The sequence below is a fragment of the Stenotrophomonas sp. YJH_SMC_133 genome, assembly GCF_059370655.1.
The window spans coordinates 152526-172210 of sequence record NZ_JCAFTW010000010.1 but is presented as its reverse complement, the minus strand read 5'-3'; the positions used below and the strand labels follow the sequence as shown (position 1 = coordinate 172210).

The 19685-nt window shown below is 61.1% G+C and carries 19 protein-coding genes; 13 read left to right on the top strand and 6 right to left on the bottom strand.

The annotated features are described in order from the left end of the window. Positions 1-2: 2 nt before the first annotated feature. A complete protein-coding gene (locus AC5P78_RS15775) occupies positions 3-344 on the bottom strand; it encodes a helix-turn-helix domain-containing protein (protein WP_414498548.1) in 342 nt (113 codons plus the stop codon). 149 nt (positions 345-493) lie between these two features. On the opposite strand from AC5P78_RS15775, the gene AC5P78_RS15770 reads away from it, so the two are divergent. Next, entirely contained in the window at positions 494-1027 is a 534-nt protein-coding gene (locus AC5P78_RS15770; protein WP_057502307.1) for a hypothetical protein, read from the top strand. Positions 1028-1763: 736 nt separating this feature from the next. Here AC5P78_RS15770 and AC5P78_RS15765 read toward each other — a convergent pair. Then, the gene (locus AC5P78_RS15765) at positions 1764-2324 is read right to left on the bottom strand and encodes a MarR family winged helix-turn-helix transcriptional regulator (protein ID WP_207049897.1); all 561 of its coding nucleotides are present in this window, start codon (positions 2322-2324) and stop codon (positions 1764-1766) included. 115 nt (positions 2325-2439) lie between these two features. Between AC5P78_RS15765 and AC5P78_RS15760 the strand changes: the two genes are divergently transcribed. The 7 genes from AC5P78_RS15760 (at position 2440) to AC5P78_RS15730 (ending at position 9861) form a co-directional block, all read left to right on the top strand. Beyond that, positions 2440-2892, top strand: coding sequence for a hypothetical protein (locus tag AC5P78_RS15760; protein WP_414498549.1), 453 nt, complete (start codon positions 2440-2442; stop codon positions 2890-2892). 597 nt (positions 2893-3489) lie between these two features. Beyond that, the gene (locus AC5P78_RS15755; protein WP_141650948.1) at positions 3490-4137 is read left to right on the top strand and encodes a hypothetical protein; all 648 of its coding nucleotides are present in this window, start codon (positions 3490-3492) and stop codon (positions 4135-4137) included. Positions 4138-5599: 1462 nt separating this feature from the next. Beyond that, complete coding sequence (locus AC5P78_RS15750) at positions 5600-6634, top strand: ParA family protein (protein WP_414498551.1); 1035 nt, start codon at positions 5600-5602, stop codon at positions 6632-6634. Continuing rightward, positions 6635-7246, top strand: coding sequence for a hypothetical protein (locus AC5P78_RS15745; protein WP_423666641.1), 612 nt, complete (start codon positions 6635-6637; stop codon positions 7244-7246). Positions 7247-7953: 707 nt separating this feature from the next. Next, positions 7954-8904, top strand: coding sequence for an RHS repeat-associated core domain-containing protein (locus tag AC5P78_RS15740; protein WP_414487324.1), 951 nt, complete (start codon positions 7954-7956; stop codon positions 8902-8904). Then, the gene (locus AC5P78_RS15735) at positions 8905-9264 is read left to right on the top strand and encodes a TonB family protein (RefSeq protein ID WP_032966499.1); all 360 of its coding nucleotides are present in this window, start codon (positions 8905-8907) and stop codon (positions 9262-9264) included. Next, positions 9265-9861, top strand: a complete 597-nt coding sequence (locus AC5P78_RS15730; protein ID WP_062606747.1) for a hypothetical protein — start codon at positions 9265-9267, stop codon at positions 9859-9861. Positions 9862-9887: 26 nt separating this feature from the next. Here AC5P78_RS15730 and AC5P78_RS15725 read toward each other — a convergent pair whose 3' ends face one another. Genes AC5P78_RS15725 through AC5P78_RS15715 form a run of 3 tightly spaced genes read right to left on the bottom strand, consistent with a single transcriptional unit; the run spans position 9888 to position 11233 of the window. Continuing rightward, entirely contained in the window at positions 9888-10214 is a 327-nt protein-coding gene (locus AC5P78_RS15725) for a hypothetical protein (RefSeq protein ID WP_005408578.1), read from the bottom strand. A gap of 23 nt (positions 10215-10237) precedes the next feature. Then, positions 10238-10582 (bottom strand): hypothetical protein, encoded by a 345-nt coding sequence (locus AC5P78_RS15720; protein WP_062606749.1) that lies wholly within the window; start codon positions 10580-10582, stop codon positions 10238-10240. 39 nt (positions 10583-10621) lie between these two features. Continuing rightward, positions 10622-11233: a GyrI-like domain-containing protein gene (locus AC5P78_RS15715; RefSeq protein ID WP_062606751.1), complete on the bottom strand. Its 612-nt coding sequence runs from the start codon at positions 11231-11233 to the stop codon at positions 10622-10624. 353 nt (positions 11234-11586) lie between these two features. On the opposite strand from AC5P78_RS15715, the gene cyoA reads away from it, so the two are divergent. From cyoA to cyoD, 4 genes are read left to right on the top strand one after another with little or no spacing between them, the layout of a single operon-like run. After that, on the top strand, positions 11587-12627 hold the full coding sequence (cyoA, locus tag AC5P78_RS15710; RefSeq protein WP_005408581.1) for a ubiquinol oxidase subunit II: 1041 nt from the start codon (positions 11587-11589) through the stop codon (positions 12625-12627). A 2-nt stretch (positions 12628-12629) separates the two neighbouring features. Next, positions 12630-14627 carry a cytochrome o ubiquinol oxidase subunit I gene (gene cyoB, locus AC5P78_RS15705; RefSeq protein WP_032966504.1) on the top strand — a complete coding sequence of 666 codons (1998 nt, stop codon included), beginning with the start codon at positions 12630-12632 and terminating at the stop codon, positions 14625-14627. Beyond that, the gene (gene cyoC / locus AC5P78_RS15700) at positions 14624-15262 is read left to right on the top strand and encodes a cytochrome o ubiquinol oxidase subunit III (RefSeq protein ID WP_005408583.1); all 639 of its coding nucleotides are present in this window, start codon (positions 14624-14626) and stop codon (positions 15260-15262) included. Before cyoB ends, cyoC begins: the two co-directional genes overlap by 4 nt. Next, complete coding sequence (gene cyoD, locus AC5P78_RS15695; RefSeq protein ID WP_005408584.1) at positions 15262-15603, top strand: cytochrome o ubiquinol oxidase subunit IV; 342 nt, start codon at positions 15262-15264, stop codon at positions 15601-15603. Before cyoC ends, cyoD begins: the two co-directional genes overlap by 1 nt. 495 nt (positions 15604-16098) lie before the next feature. Here cyoD and AC5P78_RS15690 read toward each other — a convergent pair whose 3' ends face one another. Beyond that, positions 16099-18156 (bottom strand): putative bifunctional diguanylate cyclase/phosphodiesterase, encoded by a 2058-nt coding sequence (locus AC5P78_RS15690; RefSeq protein ID WP_005412645.1) that lies wholly within the window; start codon positions 18154-18156, stop codon positions 16099-16101. A gap of 150 nt (positions 18157-18306) precedes the next feature. On the opposite strand from AC5P78_RS15690, the gene radA reads away from it, so the two are divergent. Then, positions 18307-19683, top strand: a complete 1377-nt coding sequence (radA, locus tag AC5P78_RS15685) for a DNA repair protein RadA (RefSeq protein ID WP_188246383.1) — start codon at positions 18307-18309, stop codon at positions 19681-19683. Positions 19684-19685 lie beyond the last annotated feature (2 nt).

Sequence of the window (19685 nt, the reverse complement as noted above, 5' to 3'; positions counted from 1 at the left end):
CGCTAGCCCCTCTGCGCTCCAGCCAAACGCTCGAGCTCTTCCCGCATCCTTTGGCGCTCCCCAGAGGGAAGCTTGGCGAAAGCCAAGATCGCCGCAGCTAGGTCATCGTCCTCAGCGAACAGGTAGGCGACCGGTACATCCAATGCCTTGGCCAACTCCGCAGCCTTGGTCATGTCGGCTTGGTTTCGTTCGCGCTCGTACCTGTTGATCAGCACGGCACCCCGGTTCTTGTCCTGCTCCTTATCCACCAGCGCCCCCAGCGCGCGCTGGGAGAGCCCGCGCAGTGCTCGAGCTTCGGAGAGCCGCTTGGAAAACGTTGCAGTAATGACAGTGGGCGAGGGCACGCGGAGGTAACGGTCTGTGAACCTGCAGCAGCATGGGCCATATACCTGATCAGCAGAAGTCATTACCATAACAGTATATGGCGCTGTGCGAGGTGTGACTGGCTGCAAGGGGTGGCCGGGCCCGTCAGCGCTCAGTCGGGGACGTTGGGATGAAGAACCGGATTACGCATGTTGCCGTCATGTCGTTGGTGCTGACGGCTGTTGTTCCCGGGGAGGTAGTGGCTCAACAACAGCGGTCATACGACCGTTTCAAGGATCGAACCTCCTACGAGGCCAAAGTGGAGCTATCGGAGCTGTCGAAGACCAGCAGGGGCATTTCTCTGAGCCTGCACAGCGTAGTAGACGGAGACCGCGCTGTTACGAAGTCGGACTCTTTCACTGTTTCGGCCATCGTCACCTTCAACATGTCCTATGACGTTCGCTGTGCCGGTACAAGCTTTGACATGCTCGTGGACGGAAGGGCTGTTTCGCTTCCCAGCGACATGCCCGCCTTCAATCGATACGAGTACGCAATCCTTTCGTTCGGCAAGAAGATGACCTTGGCAGAAGCGGGGGCCTTCACCGGTGCCAACAGGATCGAGGTCCGGGTCTGCGATACCGAATACAGCCTGGACGATGAGCAACGCGCTGCATTGCGTGATCTGCTCAAGGACGCTCAGGTGGGTAGTCCAACGGGTGGCTGACGTCGGAAACCCCAGTGCATCCAATCATGGAGGAGAGAACATGCAAACCAGCGATCCAGCAACTAACCTTTATCAATGCCCGGCTTGCCGTGCTGCCATCCCCTCGGGTAGATCATCCGCGAAGTGTCCTAAGTGCTATGCGGACCTGCCCAAGGCAATTATTGAATCGAATCGTGCGAGCGCGAACGCCCGGGAAGAGCGTGGCTCGACAGCGGCGTGTGTGGCATTGGGGCTAGTTGCACTCGCCATTGGGCTTTACTTCCTGATCAACCCCTCAGCAGGCGGTTACGGCAACATTGCCAACATGCATGCGCTAGCAGTAGGGCAAGCACCGACCATCGCTGGGGCTGTGCTGCTGGGCTTGGGCATTCGCCCTCGCTGAGCAACTAGATTTGCCGCAACCAGGCCCGCTGATGGCAACGTCAGTGGGCCTTTTTATGCTAGCTGAGTTGTCACCTAACTAATGTGTCAGCCACCGGGCTAGCTACCCAGAACAGACGCTCTAGGATCGCTCTGTCGGCCGATCTGGGGCTGCCCGAGCGCTGTCGATGAGGGGTGTAGCGACCCTGTCAGGATGGCGTTGTGCTGCGATTGGTGCGCATTGGCGAACGACGGGTTCTAATTGTGTGCGTGGATGATTCGCATCCAAAGCACGAAGTCCTAGATGGTTCGCGAAGGTCGCGTTACCTAGCTGCCGTAGTGGGGGACCGGAATCGATCACTCCATACAGCCGTGATCATTCGAGCTCAGCCCTCCTTCGGGACTCAGCAACTCTGGACTGTTGATGGTTCTTTGCAACTGCATTCTTGGTTGACTGCTTTGAGAGGGTGCGCATGTAGGCCGCTCGATGCTCCTCTTTGCGCTCGTGTTCACGCGTCAATTTCAGCTTATCAATGGCCTTCAGAAGCTGGCTTTTGCTGTTGGGTGATAGCGCCTCGCTAAGATTTTCAAAGGTGTCCTCCCAGGCTACCTTTCCTCCAGCGAGCTTAGAGTGCCCGAATGATGTGATCGCAAGTCTCTTAGCTCGGGCATCAATAGACGTTTCTGACACCATCTTTTTGCGTATCAGACGCCCAACAAGTACAGACATCGATGCTGGAGTGGTGCCAATCAGTCGAGCGAGGCTCGCCCGCGTCATCGGATAAGCGTTGGCACCTTGTGCCCGCTCGATAGCCTCTAGCGCCAGGAATCCAGAGAGGGATAGGTCGTATTCCTTGAGGCGGACTTCAAGATCACTAGTCAGCCCGCTGGCAAGTATCAATAGTGCCTTGAACTCAGGATGGGGTAGTTGGCTCATGCCACATCCTAAGTTGGTGGACTGGTTGAATTCAATGGGTCCGCCACTTGCTTGCTTGGCAACCTTGTTTCCAGCGACGGCAATTTCGCGGTCGCTAGCAACTAGGACAACTACCATGCGAAAGCACAACAATATCGATCGTTCCACCCGCCTCTTCGCTGCGCAGCGTGAGGGCAGGGAAGCGCTGCACGCCGCGCAGAGCGCAATTTCTGAAGCGATCATGGGCGGTGAGCAGCTGGTTGCGGATAAGGCTTGCGAAATCCATCGCGCCTCCACCTACAGCGAGATGACTGCATTCGAGGCCACTACTGAGTTTGCGAACATGCTGCAGCGCTACATCGGGGCTACTGACCGTCGCTTCGACCTGCGCGTATGCGACGCCTCGATGTTCCGTGCGATTTGGAAGGCTCGCCAGATGGTTGACATGACCGGTATCAATTACCGCGACTACGTTCAGCGTGCCGTGACCTACCTGCGCCACTGCGGCAAGAAGCGCATCACGCCTGCGATGCTTGTTTCTGCTGATGTGCAGTTGCACGTCATGGAGCTCGATCTCGTCAGCCGTTAAGAAATCCCGCACTCCATAAGGCACGTAGTTCCTGCGCTAGGTGTGGAAGGGCCCTTCGCACCCAGCGCTTACCGGAACGTGACGCAGCGCGCGTCACGCCAACCATCTAGTCGGTCCTGGCCGGGTTATCAGAAATGAGGTCCAACAATGACAATGGCAGCATATCGTCGTGCCCAGAAATTGGCAGCGGCAAAGAGGGCTGGGTCTGAAGCGCTGGCGACAGAACAGATGGTCCAAGCACGGGAGTGGATTGCGCCGAGCGACTTCAATGAAGAGCCGGACTTTGCGCGATCTGCACATCTGACGTACCGATACATGAGTGCGTACGAGCGCACGCAGAGCTTCTATGAAGCGTATCGAAAACACTACGTCCATCGCTTCTTGCGACGTAAGGGACGCGAGCCGCAGGGGTTCCCGAGCCGTATTAGTGGCCTTGAGGCAGGTGACTTCACTAGCATCTGGCGGGCGCGCCAGCGCGCGGATGCGATGGGGGTCCCCTATGAGCGGTATGTCATTGAGCTGATGCTAGATGCTGACGCTAATGGGACGCGACAGCTGCCCCGACCGAATCAGCTTTGTAGTGACTCCAAACTCCCCATGCTGCTCGAGCGTCTGGAGGAGAAGCGGGCCGAAGGGTTCTTCGATCCCTTTGCGGGGGACTTCGATCCGCGCTTCTATGCCGTCAACTTCGTCGACGACCAGCAGCAGCTGGATACATTGGCATGGATCGAGGAGCAGATTGCTAAGGCCGGACGTGCTCGCAAACCGGTGTTGCTTCGCCGCTTCATGTGCATTGAGCAGGTGATTTCGGAAGCAGAGGCTACGCGCCGGTTTGGGCAGGAGCTCGTCGATGAGGCTAAGGCCCACCGAGGGGGTTACACGTCGCGCACTCCGGTGGTGCTTGATGCCCCCGGGCCCTCCGATCCAGCCTGCTTTGGTATGCGCACCGAAGGGCATGCAATCTGCAGCCAATGTCCGGTAGCCCAGCGTTGCACTGAATTTCGTGCCGAAGTCGAGGAAAGGGTCCAGGAGCGATTCGGGGTGCTGAACGTTCCGAAGGAGCGTGAGCGCGTTGCGGTCCGAGACCGCAAGCGTCGACAGCGCGAGCGAGAGCGCAGTGGGGCTGCCATGACGGATCAGGAGCTTCACCGGGTGCTGAAGGAGGCAGGGGATCCCAAGGTGATCCAGAGGCGCGAGAAGGACAAGCAGCGCCGGGATAGGAAGAAACCCAAGAGCCAGGAGTAGGCAAGGGTCCCGGTACTGGGCGAGATGTCACGCTTCCCTATATCTATTAGCTCTTACTTATAAGCTTTAACATATATAGGGAAGCGTGACATCGAGACCTCCCAGCCCGGAGATCCTAGCGCTCAAGAGGGCGGCTTCCGGCAGGCGCTGCCGTCCCGACGCCCCCCGAGAGGGTGTATCTCCTGACGAGTTCTCCCTCGGCTGGATCCCTCGTAGCCAATCCTCTGGTCTTCGCGTCCGTCAGGACCCTGTCTCGGGAGCTCTGCATGCCCTTGCGGCCTCTGCCATGTATGAAACCCTGCTTCCGATCCGCGTCATACCGAGCCTGTGCAACGTGATCATTAGCCGGAGATCTGGGTGATGCAGTTGTGGTTCAAGCACTGATAGCGCAAGTCTGTCTCTACCGGCCGGGTGCCGGTGCGGGCAGGGCTGACCGTCACTTTCGCGAGCGCGAGGAATGCTGCCGTTTGCCCCATGCTAAGCGCTACTAAAGCGCATGCTGCCTGAGTTCAGCACGCAGGACGCGGGCGGCGGTGTATGAGTCGATGCCTGCACTCGCAAGACATGGGGGCCATGTATGAAGCGTACGGTGGTGTTTGGCCTTGTAAGGGCGGTTAAAAATGTGTGCCCTTCAAGTCTCATCCCCTGCGACCGATATGCTCAAGGATGCATAAAACAATCACCGGGACGGCTACATGGATCGTTGGACGTGGATGATGGTAAGGATGTATGTGCCCGCACTTGGGGTCTTGGCGCTAGGGTTGCTACTGATGCTGCCTTTGGGAACGCTCCGGGAGAGTCCGGTGCTTGCAGGGGTGTATGCGATGGTGCGATGGCTCCCGGCGTTGGCTATCGCGGTATCGGTCACCCTTGCACTTATCGCTACTCTAAGGCTTTGGCGCTGGGATCAAGGGCGCAGCGCTTTGGTTTGCGAATGCGGTGGCTTGCTGGGACGGGAGCGTCCTGGGCGTTTCGGTGCATATCGAAAGTGTCTCGCCTGCAATCGCAACATCAATGAGAAGTACTACACGTAGGTTCGGTTCCGGGTCCGTACACCACAAGCCGCTGTCCGCCTTGAAAGCAGGCATGAGCCCCATCTGGCTTTCCCTTGGGGTTTCACGGGCCCGAATTAGCTCAAAGTGACGGCTCCCCGGCTTACAAGGCACTTATCGGCACCCTGGCGGCCAGTTGAGGTTGGCTAAGTCGTTGTTCCCAAAGGACATTAGGCTATCTCTGGTGCCATGAGTAACTGCATCAGTACTGCAAGGCTCCTTGAATTGGTTGCCCAGCATTCGATGTGAAGGTATCTTCACGAACACGCCCTGTCTTGGGCTCGGCTCAACTTTGATGCTGCGGTTCTGAGGATTACACCGGTTTCTGCTGGACGGACCGCTGAGGGGAAGGGGCGCTAGATGCGCTGGCCTGTATTTGATGGCTATGTTCAAAAATATCAAGGAATGAAATGTCTGCGTATGCTTTCTGGAACAACAAAGGTGGGGTCGGGAAGAGTTTTCTCTGCTTTTTGGCTGCTTGCGAGTACGCGCATAGAAATCCGAGCGCTGACGTCTATGTGATTGACCTGTGTCCGCAGGCAAATGTCTCCGAGATGATTCTCGGAGGGCAGGATAAAGGTGGTGCGGCGCTGCGGGGACACCTCGCTAATCCGGCATACAGGCGGAGCGTAGGCGGTTACCTTGAGCAGAGATTGAACTCGCCATTTCAACCGACCGGGGATGCTCATAAGTACGTCGTGAAGGCGCACGAGCACAACGCTAAAATTCCGAAGAACCTAGGGCTGGTGTGCGGAGATAATTTGGTTGAGGTGCTCGGGGAGGCAGTAAGGCAAACATCTCAATTGTCCGTCCCATTTGATGCGTGGCGTAAAGTTATCGGGTGGATCGATGATCTGAAGAATGAGATCGCCGAGAACAGTTTAGGTGACGCAGTTTTCTTCATTGATTGCAATCCTAGTTTTGCTGTCTATACCCAGCTTGCCATTGCCGCATCTGACTACCTTATTGTTCCGTTCACTGCGGATGAAAGTTCCCGGCGTGGAATGGAGAATATTATCGCTCTGCTGTATGGGCAGGGGGATGATTACCTGGCAAACTTCTCGAGACTAAGCTTCTTCAAAAGAGCGAAGGAGGAGGGGGTCTCCTTGCCAAAGCTCCATACGTTCATATCGAACAAGGGGATCGTTTTTGATGGGAAGCCAAGTAAGGCTTCTAAGGCGGCAAACACCGCAATCATCAAGACAGTTGAATCAGTGAGGTTGAAGCACCGTTCAGTATTCGCCTATCCTGGCGTTTCTGCGAAGGGGCGTTTTGTCGACTTCCCTGACTATCATGCAGCGGCAATTGTGTCTTCTCTGAGTGGTCTGCCAATGCATCAGCTGAAGGCTGGTCCAAAGGTCATCAATGGTCAGCGGATTCAGGTAAACCCTAGCCCTCTTGCCAAGTACAACGCTGCGCTGGAAGCGCTTGTTGAGGAGCTCTAAATGCCCTCGGCTTCTAAGGTGGAGTACGACGCACATCGTCGGCGTGCTGATCTAATCGTAAAACACGCTGGATCTCTCGTAAAAGCCTCGATGGCGGAGGACAAGGCCATCCTTTTACATGCTGCGCTTGCGGCTCATGTCGCAGCTTGGGACGCTTATATAAAAGCCGTGGTCATGAAGAAGTATCATAGTGTCGGCCGCGACCAAGATGCGGGATACGCTCAGCTGCGTTCGATCGCGGAAGATCGTGCGAAGGAGGCTGCGAAGAAGTTAAATACGCCTAACGCGGATAACGTAAGGGGATTTTTTCTTCAGTGTTCGCAATTCGATCCTTGGCCAAACTGGGCGAACATCAAATTCGGATCTGAGGTTCTGTCCTCTTCACTTAACGTGCGAGAGCGGGTTGATCAGGTCTTGAAGGTGCGCCACAGCTTCTCGCACGGATTTCCCATGCCTGTGTTCGAATGGAATCAGGGGCAGGACGGTGCGACAAAGCTTAACGTCGCAATCTTGAAAAGTGTCTCCGGGTTCTTCGCTGCATTGGTTGACAGGACCGATGTTGCCTACTCGAACCACATATCTACAACTTTCGCGATTCAGCGGCCGTGGTAGAGCTTCGTTGCATGGACTGGCTGCTTTGATGCGCTCTTTGGACGAAGGTTTGTTCGCTTGGCGCATGTTTCGGGGGGGGGGGGCAATTGGAAGTTGTGTCTGTCGCGAGCTTGCTGTAAGCGGCGCTTTGTCTTCGATCAGTCGATGTGGTGTGCTTGATGATCTCAAGCCCGGCATTCCGCGATTTATCTGCCCGGCTTAGGCCGCACTTACGGCCGACTCTTTAGGTTCGGCCGTGATGCTGGGATACGTCCGGTCACTCGTTCGAAAAGCTGTTGCCTGTGCTCTGCAAGCTTTGGTGCAGGACGGTGTGGTACTTGTCGTTTCTGTGCGCTACCGGAATTACCCTGGTTGACGTTGTCGCGTGAGGTAGAGCGGCGCATTCGTAATGCGTAGGTCGCAGGTTCGACTCCTGTTTCCGGCACCAGTTGTAGAAAAGCCCCGGCCTTGGTCGCGGCTTTTTTTATGCTCTGGTAGTGCCGGCCGCTGGCCGGCAACCCCAGGAGTGCCAGCCCATGGCTGGCACTCCGCGATTTCTGAGTCTCGCGATCTACCCGCCCCTCCGGCTTCCCAGGCGCTTGGCTCCTTGCACAGTTCCTGACCTGGCAACTGCAGCCGGTCATTCCTGTGCTATGAATACCCAGCCTTGCTTCAAGGCTCTTTCAGAGATTGGAAGGATGCGCAGGTTCGGGGGAACTGCAGGCGGCGTGTTTACCCGCTTCAGGAGATGTGGAGATCGAATTCGCAAGCTGGGGGCAACAGGCGCCTGGCTGTCCTGCGTGCTGCTGATCGGCCTTGGCCTGTCGCCATCCGCAATCGCCCAGACGACAGTCACCTACATCCACACGGACGCCTTGGGCTCGGTCGTGGCTGAGAGCGATGCCAACGGCAATGTGATCAAGCGCTATGACTACGAGCCCTACGGGGCCGTGGTCGGTGGTCAGGTCACGGACGGGCCGGGGTATACCGGGCATGTGAGCGACTCGGCAACGGGCCTGATCTACATGCAGCAGCGCTACATGGATCCGCAGTTGGGTGTGTTCCTGTCGGTTGATCCGGTCACGGCGTATGAGCAGCCGGTGGGGCAGTTCAACCGGTATAGGTATGCGAACGGGAATCCTTACAGGTTCACGGATCCAGATGGGCGAATCGTCAAGTACGCATTTGAAGGCGGAGCGACGCTGCGTGATGGTGCTGCCGTGCTCAACCATTGGATGAAGTCAGAAACCATCAGCTCTGAACTGAAGCAGATTCTCCTATCCGATGAGACCTACACCATACAGTTCAATCGCAATGGTGATTTTGGATATGACGAGAACAAAAGAATCATCAGCATTGATGTCACCTCTGGACTTCGCGTCAAATCCTCCGGGGAGATCCAGTCTCCTGCTCTGGGGGGCGGTCACGAGGTGAGCCATGCTGCCCAGCATGATCGGGTTGGATTGTCCGCTTTCCAGGCTTCGCTTGTTGCGCCACAGTCCAACTCGGAGAGCAACGGCGTGATGCAGATCCGAGTCGGCGTATCTTCGGAGGAGGCGCGGGCTACGGGGGTGGAGACCCGGGCCGCGCGTGAGCTGGGGGAGCCTGCCCGGAAGAGCTACAGCGACACGAACGGCACGGTTAATGTCTGCTCCCCCACCAGCAATCGGGAGTGTTGAATGAACCGCGTTCTGATGCTTGCGTTGGCCTTGTCCAGTGCCTCATGTCGCGCCGGTGAGGAGCTCCCTGGGCCTTGCCAGGCGGCAAGCAGTCCGGTGGAGTCCATTGCGCCGGTCGTTCCCGCCGCGACTGAGATGCAGGTGCGTGGCTCTGTCGTGGCGACCGTCGTCGTTGAAGAGGATGGGCGGGTGACAAATCCCGTCATCACGCGGTCACAGTTTGAAGCGCTGGACCGGGGGAGGGTCGACAATGCTGCTTATGAGCGCGCAGCCTTGGTTGCCGTGGCGAAGTGGCGTTTCCCTCCGGTCCCATCCCGCTGCACCAGGAAGGTCACATTCGATTTCCAACGTCTGGATTGAATGAGCCCGGTCAACCTGCTGAAACAGCAACGGCAGCGAGCAGGTGTTGAAGACCCTCATCGAGGACGACAAGAGGAAATGATCATGCGGATTGCTTCTTCAGTCGTCATTCTGGCCGCCTCGCTGCCGGCTGCAGCATCCGCTGCGCCACCTGTCTCTGTGCCGCAGGCCTGCGCGCCGACCTACTGCATTGAGGTCGGAGCCACGTTGCCCGACCGGCCGGTGACGATCCGGGTTGAATCGACGGTTCCCGCAGACGCCTCGACGACAACGGTGGACATGGGGCGTGGATTTTCAATTGGCTTCCATTCCCGGTATGTCGAATGGAAAGCCGGGCGAATGGGCCTTCCGCCCGCGCGATGGACACCAGGCAAAGCCAAGGCGAGCGCGGCAGCTTGCCTGAAGTGTGGCGCGCCGGGCTGGAATGAAGTCATGGGCATTGCCATGACCGGCATCCCCGAAGACTATGGCAATGACCTTTCCGGTATCAGTGTCTGCTTTTGGCCGCTTGATCGTTCATCGGCAGGGCACGGGGACGGCAAGTCCCTGCGCCTTGGGGAGAAGGTCTGCATCGCAGATCCGGCCCCGAGGCGCTGAGCAGCACGTCTGCGCGGAGTGCTGTCTCAATAGGCAAGGTCGAAATAGTAGATCTTCTTTGCTCCGAACACGCCGCAACCTTCGCTGGTGAGTGCGTGGAAGCCGATCGGTGTCCGCGATGACGCCGCCGACAGGATGGCCGCGTACTTTTCCCGTCCGGATTTGTCGCTGGCAAGATCGATTGTCCAGCGCCCGTCGGAAGCACACTCGTTGTTGGTGGGCTGGCCTTCCAGCCACACGGAAACGAACGTGGATTCGACAACCAGTTTGGTGATTTTTCCGGTCTGGTGTGTATCGGCCCATGCGCTGCCGGACAGCAGCAGTGCACCGAGTGTGATAGCGAGCTGTTTCATGTCTTCCCTGCAGGCCCGGGGCATCAAGCCCTATATATAGCGCAGCAGGTGCCGGATCTGATGAGCACGAGCATCACCAGTTGCCGCAGATAGCCGCCGATCACCCCGGCCAGCACCCCGGCCGCGATCCGCATGGCCAGCCGGAACCATCGCCCGGCGCGTTCCCGCAGCCAGGGCAGTACCACCGTTACCTGTGCAGCCAGCAGCAACATCACCACATCCATCCCCAGTGCATCGATCAGCGACAGCAGCGGCAGCAGGTCGGGATTGCAGGCCAGTACAAGCAACAACACGCTGCACAGCAGCGCGAAGGCGCGGCGCCCGGTGGGCAGGGTGGTCCAGCGCAGTAAACGATCAATCAGGGGCATGAATCTTCTGCTCCTTGTCAGAGCGGTGCTCGCAGGCGGTCATTCCGCGCGGACGGGCTGCCGCAGCACGGTCTTCAACCGCGCCGCGTCGGTCCTGCGCGGGTCGCTCAGGTAGATCTCATGATGGGGGCCGGCAAAGGTGTAACCCAGTGCGGGCATCAGTTCGTCGTGCAGATGGGCCAGGGCCGGACCCTCGTCATCGTAGGCGCCTACATGCAGCGTCTGCAGGCAGAGGCCTTCTTCGAGAATTTCGTGGCGAAGGCTGGCTGGAACGTCGCCCAGTTTCTTCGCCGCCTTGGCAATGGCAGCCTCCAACTGCGCTGGACTGATCCCATCCGGCGTGCGGATCATCGCCGTCCACCTCCACTCATCCTTGCGGCGTGCCACAAAGCTCGACGGATCCTCGGCGGTCCAAAGCGCTTCCAGCGGTGGCACCACGTAGTCCTGGCCCCCGGCCTTCAGGGCGAACTTCAATGCATAGCTCACCGAGTACAGCCATTGCACCGCCTGCAGGTAGGCCGGGGCGGTGTTCGGGTCGCCGCGGCCATCGACCATCAGGTAGGGCAGGGGCGGTACATCGACCGGTACGAACTGGCCGGTGGGCGGGTGATAGAGTGCCCGGTCGCGCTTCTTGAAGTCGATCTTGTCCATCGGGGTCTTCCTCCTGTGCCGAGCATCCCATGCTAGGCACCCGTCAGCACGCCTGAACCGATTCAGGTGACTTTGCCGAACGAGGGCGAACGGCCCGCGAACGTCCAGGGCCGGAATGCCGCCCTGGGTCATGCGCCCCGTCATGCCCGCGCGGTGCGACAACGTGTCGCAGCCAGAATCGGGCCTTTCCTGCGCTCGATCAATGTCAATGCCTTTCTTAAATGGTGGGTGACGGCCTAAAATTGAAAGGCTGACTCGACCCACCTCCCTACCTGTCTTCCGGACCGGTGGGACCGGCTTTGGCCGGAACAGGCAGGACGGGGAACGGCATTCCCTCGCAATTGGATCGACCGATGATTCCGTTGAAAACCCTTGGGCGCTGGTTGCGCCCGGGCCTGCTGCTGTCGTTGCTGGTGATGCTCACCGGCTGCGATGCCGTGGCCATCCTCAGTCCGAAGGGCCAGATCGGCCAGGATGAGAAGACCCTGCTGATCACGGCCACCGTGCTCATGCTGCTGGTCGTCATCCCGGTCATCATCATGACCCTGACCTTCGCGTGGAAGTATCGCGCCTCCAACACCAAGGCCCGTTACGAGCCGAAGTGGTCCCACTCGACGGCGATCGAGGTGGTGGTGTGGTCCATTCCCTGCATGATCGTGCTGGTGCTGGCGGTCCTGACCTGGCGTTCGTCGCACGCGCTGGACCCGTATCGTCCGCTGGAATCGGACGTCAAGCCGGTCACCATCGAGGCGATCTCGCTGGACTGGAAGTGGCTGTTCATCTATCCGGAAGAGAAGGTGGCGGTCGTCAACGAAATCAAGTTCCCGGTCAACACGCCGCTGAACTTCAAGATCACGTCCGATTCGGTGATGAATGCCTTCTTCATCCCGCACCTGGGCAGCATGATCTACTCGATGGCTGCGATGGAGACCAAGCTCCACCTGATCGCCAACGAGACCGGTGAATTCCCGGGCATGTCCTCGCACTACAGTGGCGCAGGCTTCGCCAAGATGCACTTCACCGCCTACTCGGTCACCGATGCCGAATACCGCCAGTGGCTGGACCAGGTCCGTGCCGGTGAGCAGACCCTGGACAAGGCCTCGTTCAAGGCCCTGGGTGAAGCACGCAACGCCGAGTGGTATCCGGTCACCTACTTCGGCAAGACCGAAGAAGGCCTGTTCGACTGGGTCATCGCCAAGCACATGGGCGACAACAAGCATTACGGCATGAAGCACTCGCACGCCGGTGCCGCCGCTGCCGATGCCGCCAGCCATGAAGCGCACGAGGGGCATGCCCCCAGTGACGCGCATGATTCCAAGGAATCGGGTGAAAACCTGGATGCCACCGAACACGAACACGCTGGCCATGCTGGCCACGCGGGTTCGGGAGAATGAACATGTTGGGAAAACTCTCTCTTGAGTCGATCCCCCACGATCCGATCGTGCTGACCACCCTGGTCGGCGCGGTGCTGGGTGGCCTGGGCGTCATGGCCCTGATCACCAAGTTCAAGCTGTGGGGCTATCTGTGGAAGGAGTGGTTCACCTCGGTGGATCACAAGAAGATCGGCGTGATGTACCTCATCGTCGCCTTCATCATGCTGCTGCGCGGCTTCTCCGACGCGATCATGATGCGTACCCAGCAGGCGCTTGCCGTCGGCGGGTCCGAGGGTTACCTGCCGCCGCACCACTACGACCAGATCTTCACCGCCCACGGCGTGATCATGATCTTCTTCGTGGCGATGCCGCTGATCACCGGCCTGATGAACCTGGCCGTGCCGCTGCAGATCGGTGCGCGCGACGTCGCGTTCCCGTTCGTCAACTCGCTCAGCTTCTGGCTGTTCGTGTCGGGCGCTGTGCTGATCATGCTGTCGCTGTGGATCGGTGAGTTCGCTGCCACCGGCTGGCTGGCGTTCCCGCCGTTGTCGGGCATCGAATACAGTCCAAGCGTCGGCATGGACTACTACATCTGGGGTCTACAGGTCGCAGGCCTGGGTACCACGCTGAGCGGTATCAACTTCTTCATCACCATCCTGAAGATGCGTACCCCCAGCATGAAGCTGATGCAGATGCCGGTGTTCACCTGGACCGCCCTGGTGACCAACGTGCTGATCGTCGCTGCCTTCCCGGTGCTGACCATCACCCTGGTGCTGCTGACCCTGGATCGTTACCTGGGTACGCACTTCTTCACCAATGACGGTGGCGGCAACGCCATGCTGTACATCAACCTGATCTGGATCTGGGGTCACCCGGAGGTGTACATCCTGGTCCTGCCGGCGTTCGGTGTGTTCTCCGAAGTCATCGCGACCTTCTCGCGCAAGGCGCTGTTCGGCTACAAGGGCATGGTCTACGCCACCGCCTGCATCGGCGTGCTGTCGTTCATCGTGTGGCTGCACCACTTCTTCACCATGGGCTCGGGTGCCAACGTCAATGCCTTCTTCGGCATCACGACGATGATCATCTCGATCCCGACCGGCGTGAAGATCTTCAACTGGCTGTTCACCATGTTCCGCGGCCGCGTGCACTTCACCACCCCGGTGCTGTGGACCATCGGCTTCATGGTCACCTTCGTCATCGGCGGCATGACCGGCGTGATGCTGGCGATCCCGGCCATCGACTTCGTGCTGCACAACAGCCTGTTCCTGATCGCCCACTTCCACAACGTCATCATCGGCGGCGTGGTGTTCGGCATGTTCGCCGGCATCACCTACTGGTGGCCGAAGATGTTCGGCTTCCGCCTCAATGAGTTCTGGGGCAAGTGCGCGTTCTGGTGCTGGTTCATCGGCTTCTACGTGACCTTCATGCCGATGTACGTGCTGGGCTTCATGGGCATGACCCGTCGCCTGCAGAGCACCGTCAACCCGGCCTACGAGCCGCTGCTGCTGATCGCCGCCGCAGGTGCCTTCATCGTGGGTGCCGGCATCCTGTGCCAGATCATCCAGGTGGCCGTGTCGATCCGCGACCGCAAGAAGACCGTCGACCTGACCGGCGACCCGTGGGATGCCCGTACGCTGGAGTGGGAAACCTCTTCGCCGCCGGCCTTCTACAACTTCGGCACCCTGCCGGAAGTCACCGAACTGGACGATTTCTGGGAGCGCAAGCAGCGTGGTGAAGCCTGGCCGAAGCCGGCCAAGTACACCGACATCCACATGCCGCGCAACACCGGCACGGGCGTTGTCATCGGTGCCTTCAGCCTGGTGTTCGGCTTCGCGATGATCTGGCACATCTGGTGGCTGGCCATCGTCGGCTTCGTCGGCATGATCGCCACGTTCATCTACCGCACCTTCGACCAGGACGTGGACTACTGGGTCCCGGCCGCCGAGGTGGAACGCATCGAGAACGAACACCGCAAGCACCTGGAAGCCCAGGGCTTGGTGAAGTCGGAGCTGAAGGCATGAGCACCAATACCTCGACCCTGAGCCACGGGCACGCCGCGCATGCGGCGGCCCATGGCCATGACGACCACGAGCACCACGACACCGGCGGCAACACCGTCTTCGGTTTCTGGGTGTACCTGATGAGCGACTGCCTCATCTTCGCCTCGCTGTTCGCCACCTACGTGGTGCTGGCAGGCGGCACCGATGGTGGCCCCACCGCGAAGGACCTGTTCGAACTGCCGTTCGTGGCATGGGAAACCGCGCTGCTGCTGACCTCGTCGCTGACCTTCGGCCTGGGCATGATCGCCATGCACCGCAAGCAGATGGGCCAGATGTACCTGTGGCTGGGCATCACCTGGCTGCTGGGCTTCGGCTTCATGTGCATGGAAGTGTGGGAGTTCCAGCACCTGATCCACCAGGGCTACGGTCCGGACCGCAGTGCCTTCCTGTCGGCGTTCTTCGCCCTGGTCGGTACCCACGGCCTGCACGTCAGCGCCGGCCTGCTGTGGCTGCTGGTGATGTTCGTGCAGCTGAAGAAGTACGGCCTGACCCCGACCAACAAGACCCGCATGGCGTGCCTGAGCCTGTTCTGGCACTTCCTGGACCTGATCTGGATCGGCGTGTTCTCCGTCGTCTACCTCAATGGAGCGCTGTAATGGCACATGACAACCATGCACACGACCACGGCACCGGCGGCGAAAGCCATGGCACCGTGAAGTCGTACCTGATCGGCTTCGTGCTGGCGGTGGTGCTGACCGTCATCCCGTTCTGGATGGTGATGTCGGGCGATTTCTCGCGCACCGTCAACGGTGTGGTCATCGCCATCACCGCGGTGCTGCAGATGCTGGTCCATCTGGTGTTCTTCCTGCACCTGGACCGCTCTTCGGAAAGCCGCTGGAACGTCAACGCTGCGGCCTTCACCGTGGTGGTGATCGGCATCATCGTGGTCGGTACCCTGTGGGTCATGCACAACATGAACGTGCACATGATGCACTGACGTCCGCGCGACGTTGCCACGCAGAAAGGCCGCCCTCGGGCGGCCTTTTTGTTTGTCGCGCCCACCGGGAATGGCACGCGCGGTGGTAGTGCCGGCCGCCGGCCGGCAATTACGGGAAGCCGGCCAGCGGCCGGCTCTAACATGAGATCCACGCTGTACGGGGATGGGGTCAGAGCCCTTGCCTGCGGCAAGGGATCCGACCCCAAAGCCATCGGCCTCATCCCACCCGGCATGGCCGGCACAGGGGGGTAGTGCCGGCCGCTGGCCGGCAGTTGCGGGAAGCCGGCCAGCGGCCGGCTCTACCAGGATCCACGCCATGCGTGGACGGGGTCAGAGCCCTTGCCTGCAGCAAGGGATCCGACCCCAAAGCCATCGGCCTCATCCCGCCTGGCATGGCCGGCACAGGGTGGTAGTGCCGGCCGCTGGCCGGCAATTGCGGGAAGGCGGCCAGCGGCCGGCTCTACCAGGAGATCCACGCCATGCGTGGATGGGGTCTCACCCCACCCGGCGCAGGAATTCCTCGGCGTCCATCGGTCGGCCCAGGTGGTAACCCTGCAATTGATCACACCCCAGTTCGCTCAGGTACTCGCGCTGTGCCTGCGTCTCCACACCCTCTGCCACCACCTGCAACTGCAGGGTGCGCCCCAGCGCGATGATCGACGAGACGATGGCGGCATCCTCTTCATTGCATTCCAGATCGTGCACGAACGCGCGGTCGATCTTCAGTTCGGTGGCAGGCATGCGCTTCAGGTAGAGCAGGCTGGAATAGCCCGTGCCGAAGTCGTCGATGGCAATGTGCACGCCCATCGCGGTCAGGTCGTTGAGAATCGCCAGGCTGGCGTCCACGTCCTTCATCGCCGTGGTCTCGGTGATCTCCAGGGTCAGGCACGCCGGCTCGATGCGGTGCCGTTGCAGCACCTCGCGCACACTGTCCAGCAGCGCCGGCGAGGCGAACTGCAACGGTGACAGGTTCACCGCCATCGACCATTCGGAATGTCCGGCATCGTGCCACGCGCGCAGCTGTGCACAGGCACGGTCCAGTACCCAGTCACCGATCGGCAGGATCAGACCGCTGCGTTCGGCGATGGGAATGAACACATCCGGCGCCAGCAGGCCCAGCTCGGGATGCTGCCAGCGCAGCAGCGCTTCGGCGCCGGTGGCCGGTGCGCCGGCGGCAGGGAACTTGGGCTGGTAGTGCAGCACCAGCTCGTCGCGGGCGATGGCCTTGCGCAGGTCCTGCAGCAGGCGCAGCTGGCGGTTGGCACTGAGCTGCATCGAGGGGGTGAAGAACGTATAGCCGTTCCGGCCGGTCTCCTTGGTGTGGTACATCGCGGCATCGGCGTGTGCCATCAGCTCGCGCTCGTTGCCGGCATCAGCCGGATACAGGGCGATGCCCAGGCTGGCGCTGACCTGCAGCTCGGCTGCATCCAGCAGAAATGGTTCGCCTGCCGCCGCGATGATCCGCTCGGCGACCACCACTGCATCGTCGGGAACATCGATGGCCAGCACGATCACGAACTCGTCGCCGCCGAGGCGGGCGAAGGTGTCCTGCGGCCGCAGCAGGCCGCCGATGCGCTGCGCCACTGCCACCAGCAAACGGTCGCCGAGCTGGTGGCCATAGGCATCATTGACCGCCTTGAAGCCGTCCAGGTCGCAGAACATCACCGCCACCGCCTGGTTGCGCCGCCGCGCCTTCTCGATGGCCTGCTCGATGCGGTCCTGCAGCAGCATGCGGTTGGGCAGCTGGGTCAGCGGGTCGTGCAGGGCGGCCTGGATCAGCCTGTCGTTGGCGTGTGCCAGTGAATCGGCCAGCAGCCCGGTGCGCACGCGCATCTGCCGGTCGAACAGCGAGGCCACCAGGGCGATGCCCAGGGTCGCCACCGTGGTGACGATCACCAGCACCGCCAGCCAACGCGTGTCGATGCCGCCGCTGCCGACCGCGCCGCAGATGCTGCCCTCCGGGAAGCGCGCCGCGGCCATGCCGGTGTAGTGCATGCCGACGATGGCCAGGCCCATCACCAGTGAGGCGAGCAGGCGCAGGCGCGTGGTGTTGCGCTGCTCGGCACGCAGGCGGAAGGCAATCCACAGCGCCGCACCGGCGGCGCCGATGGCAACCGCGATGGAGGCAGCGAACCAGCCCGGGTGATAGTCGATGCCCGGCTGCATGCGCATCGCGGCCATGCCCAGGTAGTGCATGGTGGCAATGCCCAGGCCCATCAGCACGGCGCCGGCCAGCAGACGTCGCCAGGGCAGGCTGGACCGCGACACCAGCCACAGCGCATAGGCCGAGGCGCCGATCGACACGGCCAGCGAGTACAGGGTGATGCCGAGGTCGTAGCCGACCGGAATCGGCAGGTCGAAGGCCAGCATGCCGATGAAATGCATCGACCAGATACCCAGGCCCATCGCCGCCGCGCCGCCGGCCAGCCACCAGCGGGCCACGCGGCCCTCGGCGGTGGCCAGGCGGCCGGCCATGTCCAGCGCCGTGTACGAAGCAAGAATGGCCACCAGCAGGGAGATGGCGACCAGGCTCTGACTGTAACTGCCAGTCATGTTGAATCCAGAGGGGGAGGGAGGGGGCGCCCGCAAGGCGCACGCCCGCGACAGCTATCGGCGCGGGCAGGCGGGACTTGAGCGGTCGCAGCACCTGCGACCCGGCTCGGCTATCCTGCCACGCCTGTTCCCGTTGCTGGAAATCATCCGATGGCCAAAGCCCGCACCGCCTACGTCTGCAATGAATGCGGCGCCGAATTCAGCAAGTGGCAGGGCCAGTGCACCGAGTGCAACGCCTGGAACTCGCTGTCGGAAATCGTGCTGGAGAGCGCGGCGGCGGCCAAGGCGCCGGCGTCGCGCCGGGCGGGTTGGGCGGGCAAGATCGATCCGGCGAAGATCACTGCGCTGAAGGACGTGGAGCAGACCGAGCACCGCCGGGTCAGCACCGGCATCGGCGAGTTCGACCGTGTGCTCGGCGGTGGCCTGGTCGAGGGCGCGGTGGTGCTGGTCGGCGGTGACCCGGGCATCGGCAAGTCGACCCTGCTGCTGCAGGCAGTGGCAAAGATGGCGGCCGAACTGCCGGTGCTGTACGTCACCGGCGAGGAGTCGCTGGCGCAGGTGGCCGGTCGTGCGCACCGGCTGGAACTGCCACTGGATGGGGTCAACGCGCTGGCCGAGACCGGCGTCGAGTCGATCCTGCAGCATGCCTCCAGGGCGGGCCCGCGGCTGATCGTGGCCGATTCGGTGCAGACCCTGTGGACCGAGAGCCTGACCGCCGCGCCGGGTTCGGTCAGCCAGGTGCGCGAGAGCGCGGCGCGGCTGGTGCGTTTCGCCAAGGAGACCGGCACCGCGGTGTTCCTGGTCGGCCACGTGACCAAGGAGGGCGGCATCGCCGGCCCGCGCGTGCTCGAACATATGGTCGATGCGGTGCTGTACTTCGAAGGCGAGAGCGGCAGCCGCTTCCGTTTGCTGCGCGCGTTCAAGAACCGCTTCGGTGCGGTCAACGAACTGGGCGTGTTCGCGATGGGGGACAAGGGCCTGAAGGAAGTCTCCAATCCATCGGCCATCTTCCTGTCCGGCGGCAGCACCCATCAGCCGGGCAGCTGCGTGATGGTCACCCGCGAGGGCACGAGGCCCCTGCTGGTGGAGGTGCAGGCACTGGTCGATGCATCGCCGTTGTCGAACCCGCGCCGTGTCGCGGTCGGCCTGGAGCAGAACCGCCTGGCCATGTTGCTGGCCGTGCTGCACCGTCACGGCGGCGTGCTGGTCGGCGACCAGGACGTGTTCGTCAATGTGGTCGGGGGTATCCGCGTACAGGAGACCGCGGCCGACCTGCCTGTGCTGCTGGCGGTGCTGTCCTCGCTGCAGGACCGGCCGCTGGCGGAAAAGACGATTGCCTTTGGCGAGGTTGGCCTGTCCGGCGAGATCCGCCCGGTGCCCAACGGCGAGGACCGCCTGCGCGAGGCGGCCACCCATGGTTTCAAGCGCGCCATCGTGCCCAAGGCCAACGCGCCCAAGGGCGGTTCGGTGAAGGGCATGGAAGTGATCGCGGTGGAGCGCCTGTCCGAGGCCATCGACGCGGCGTGATG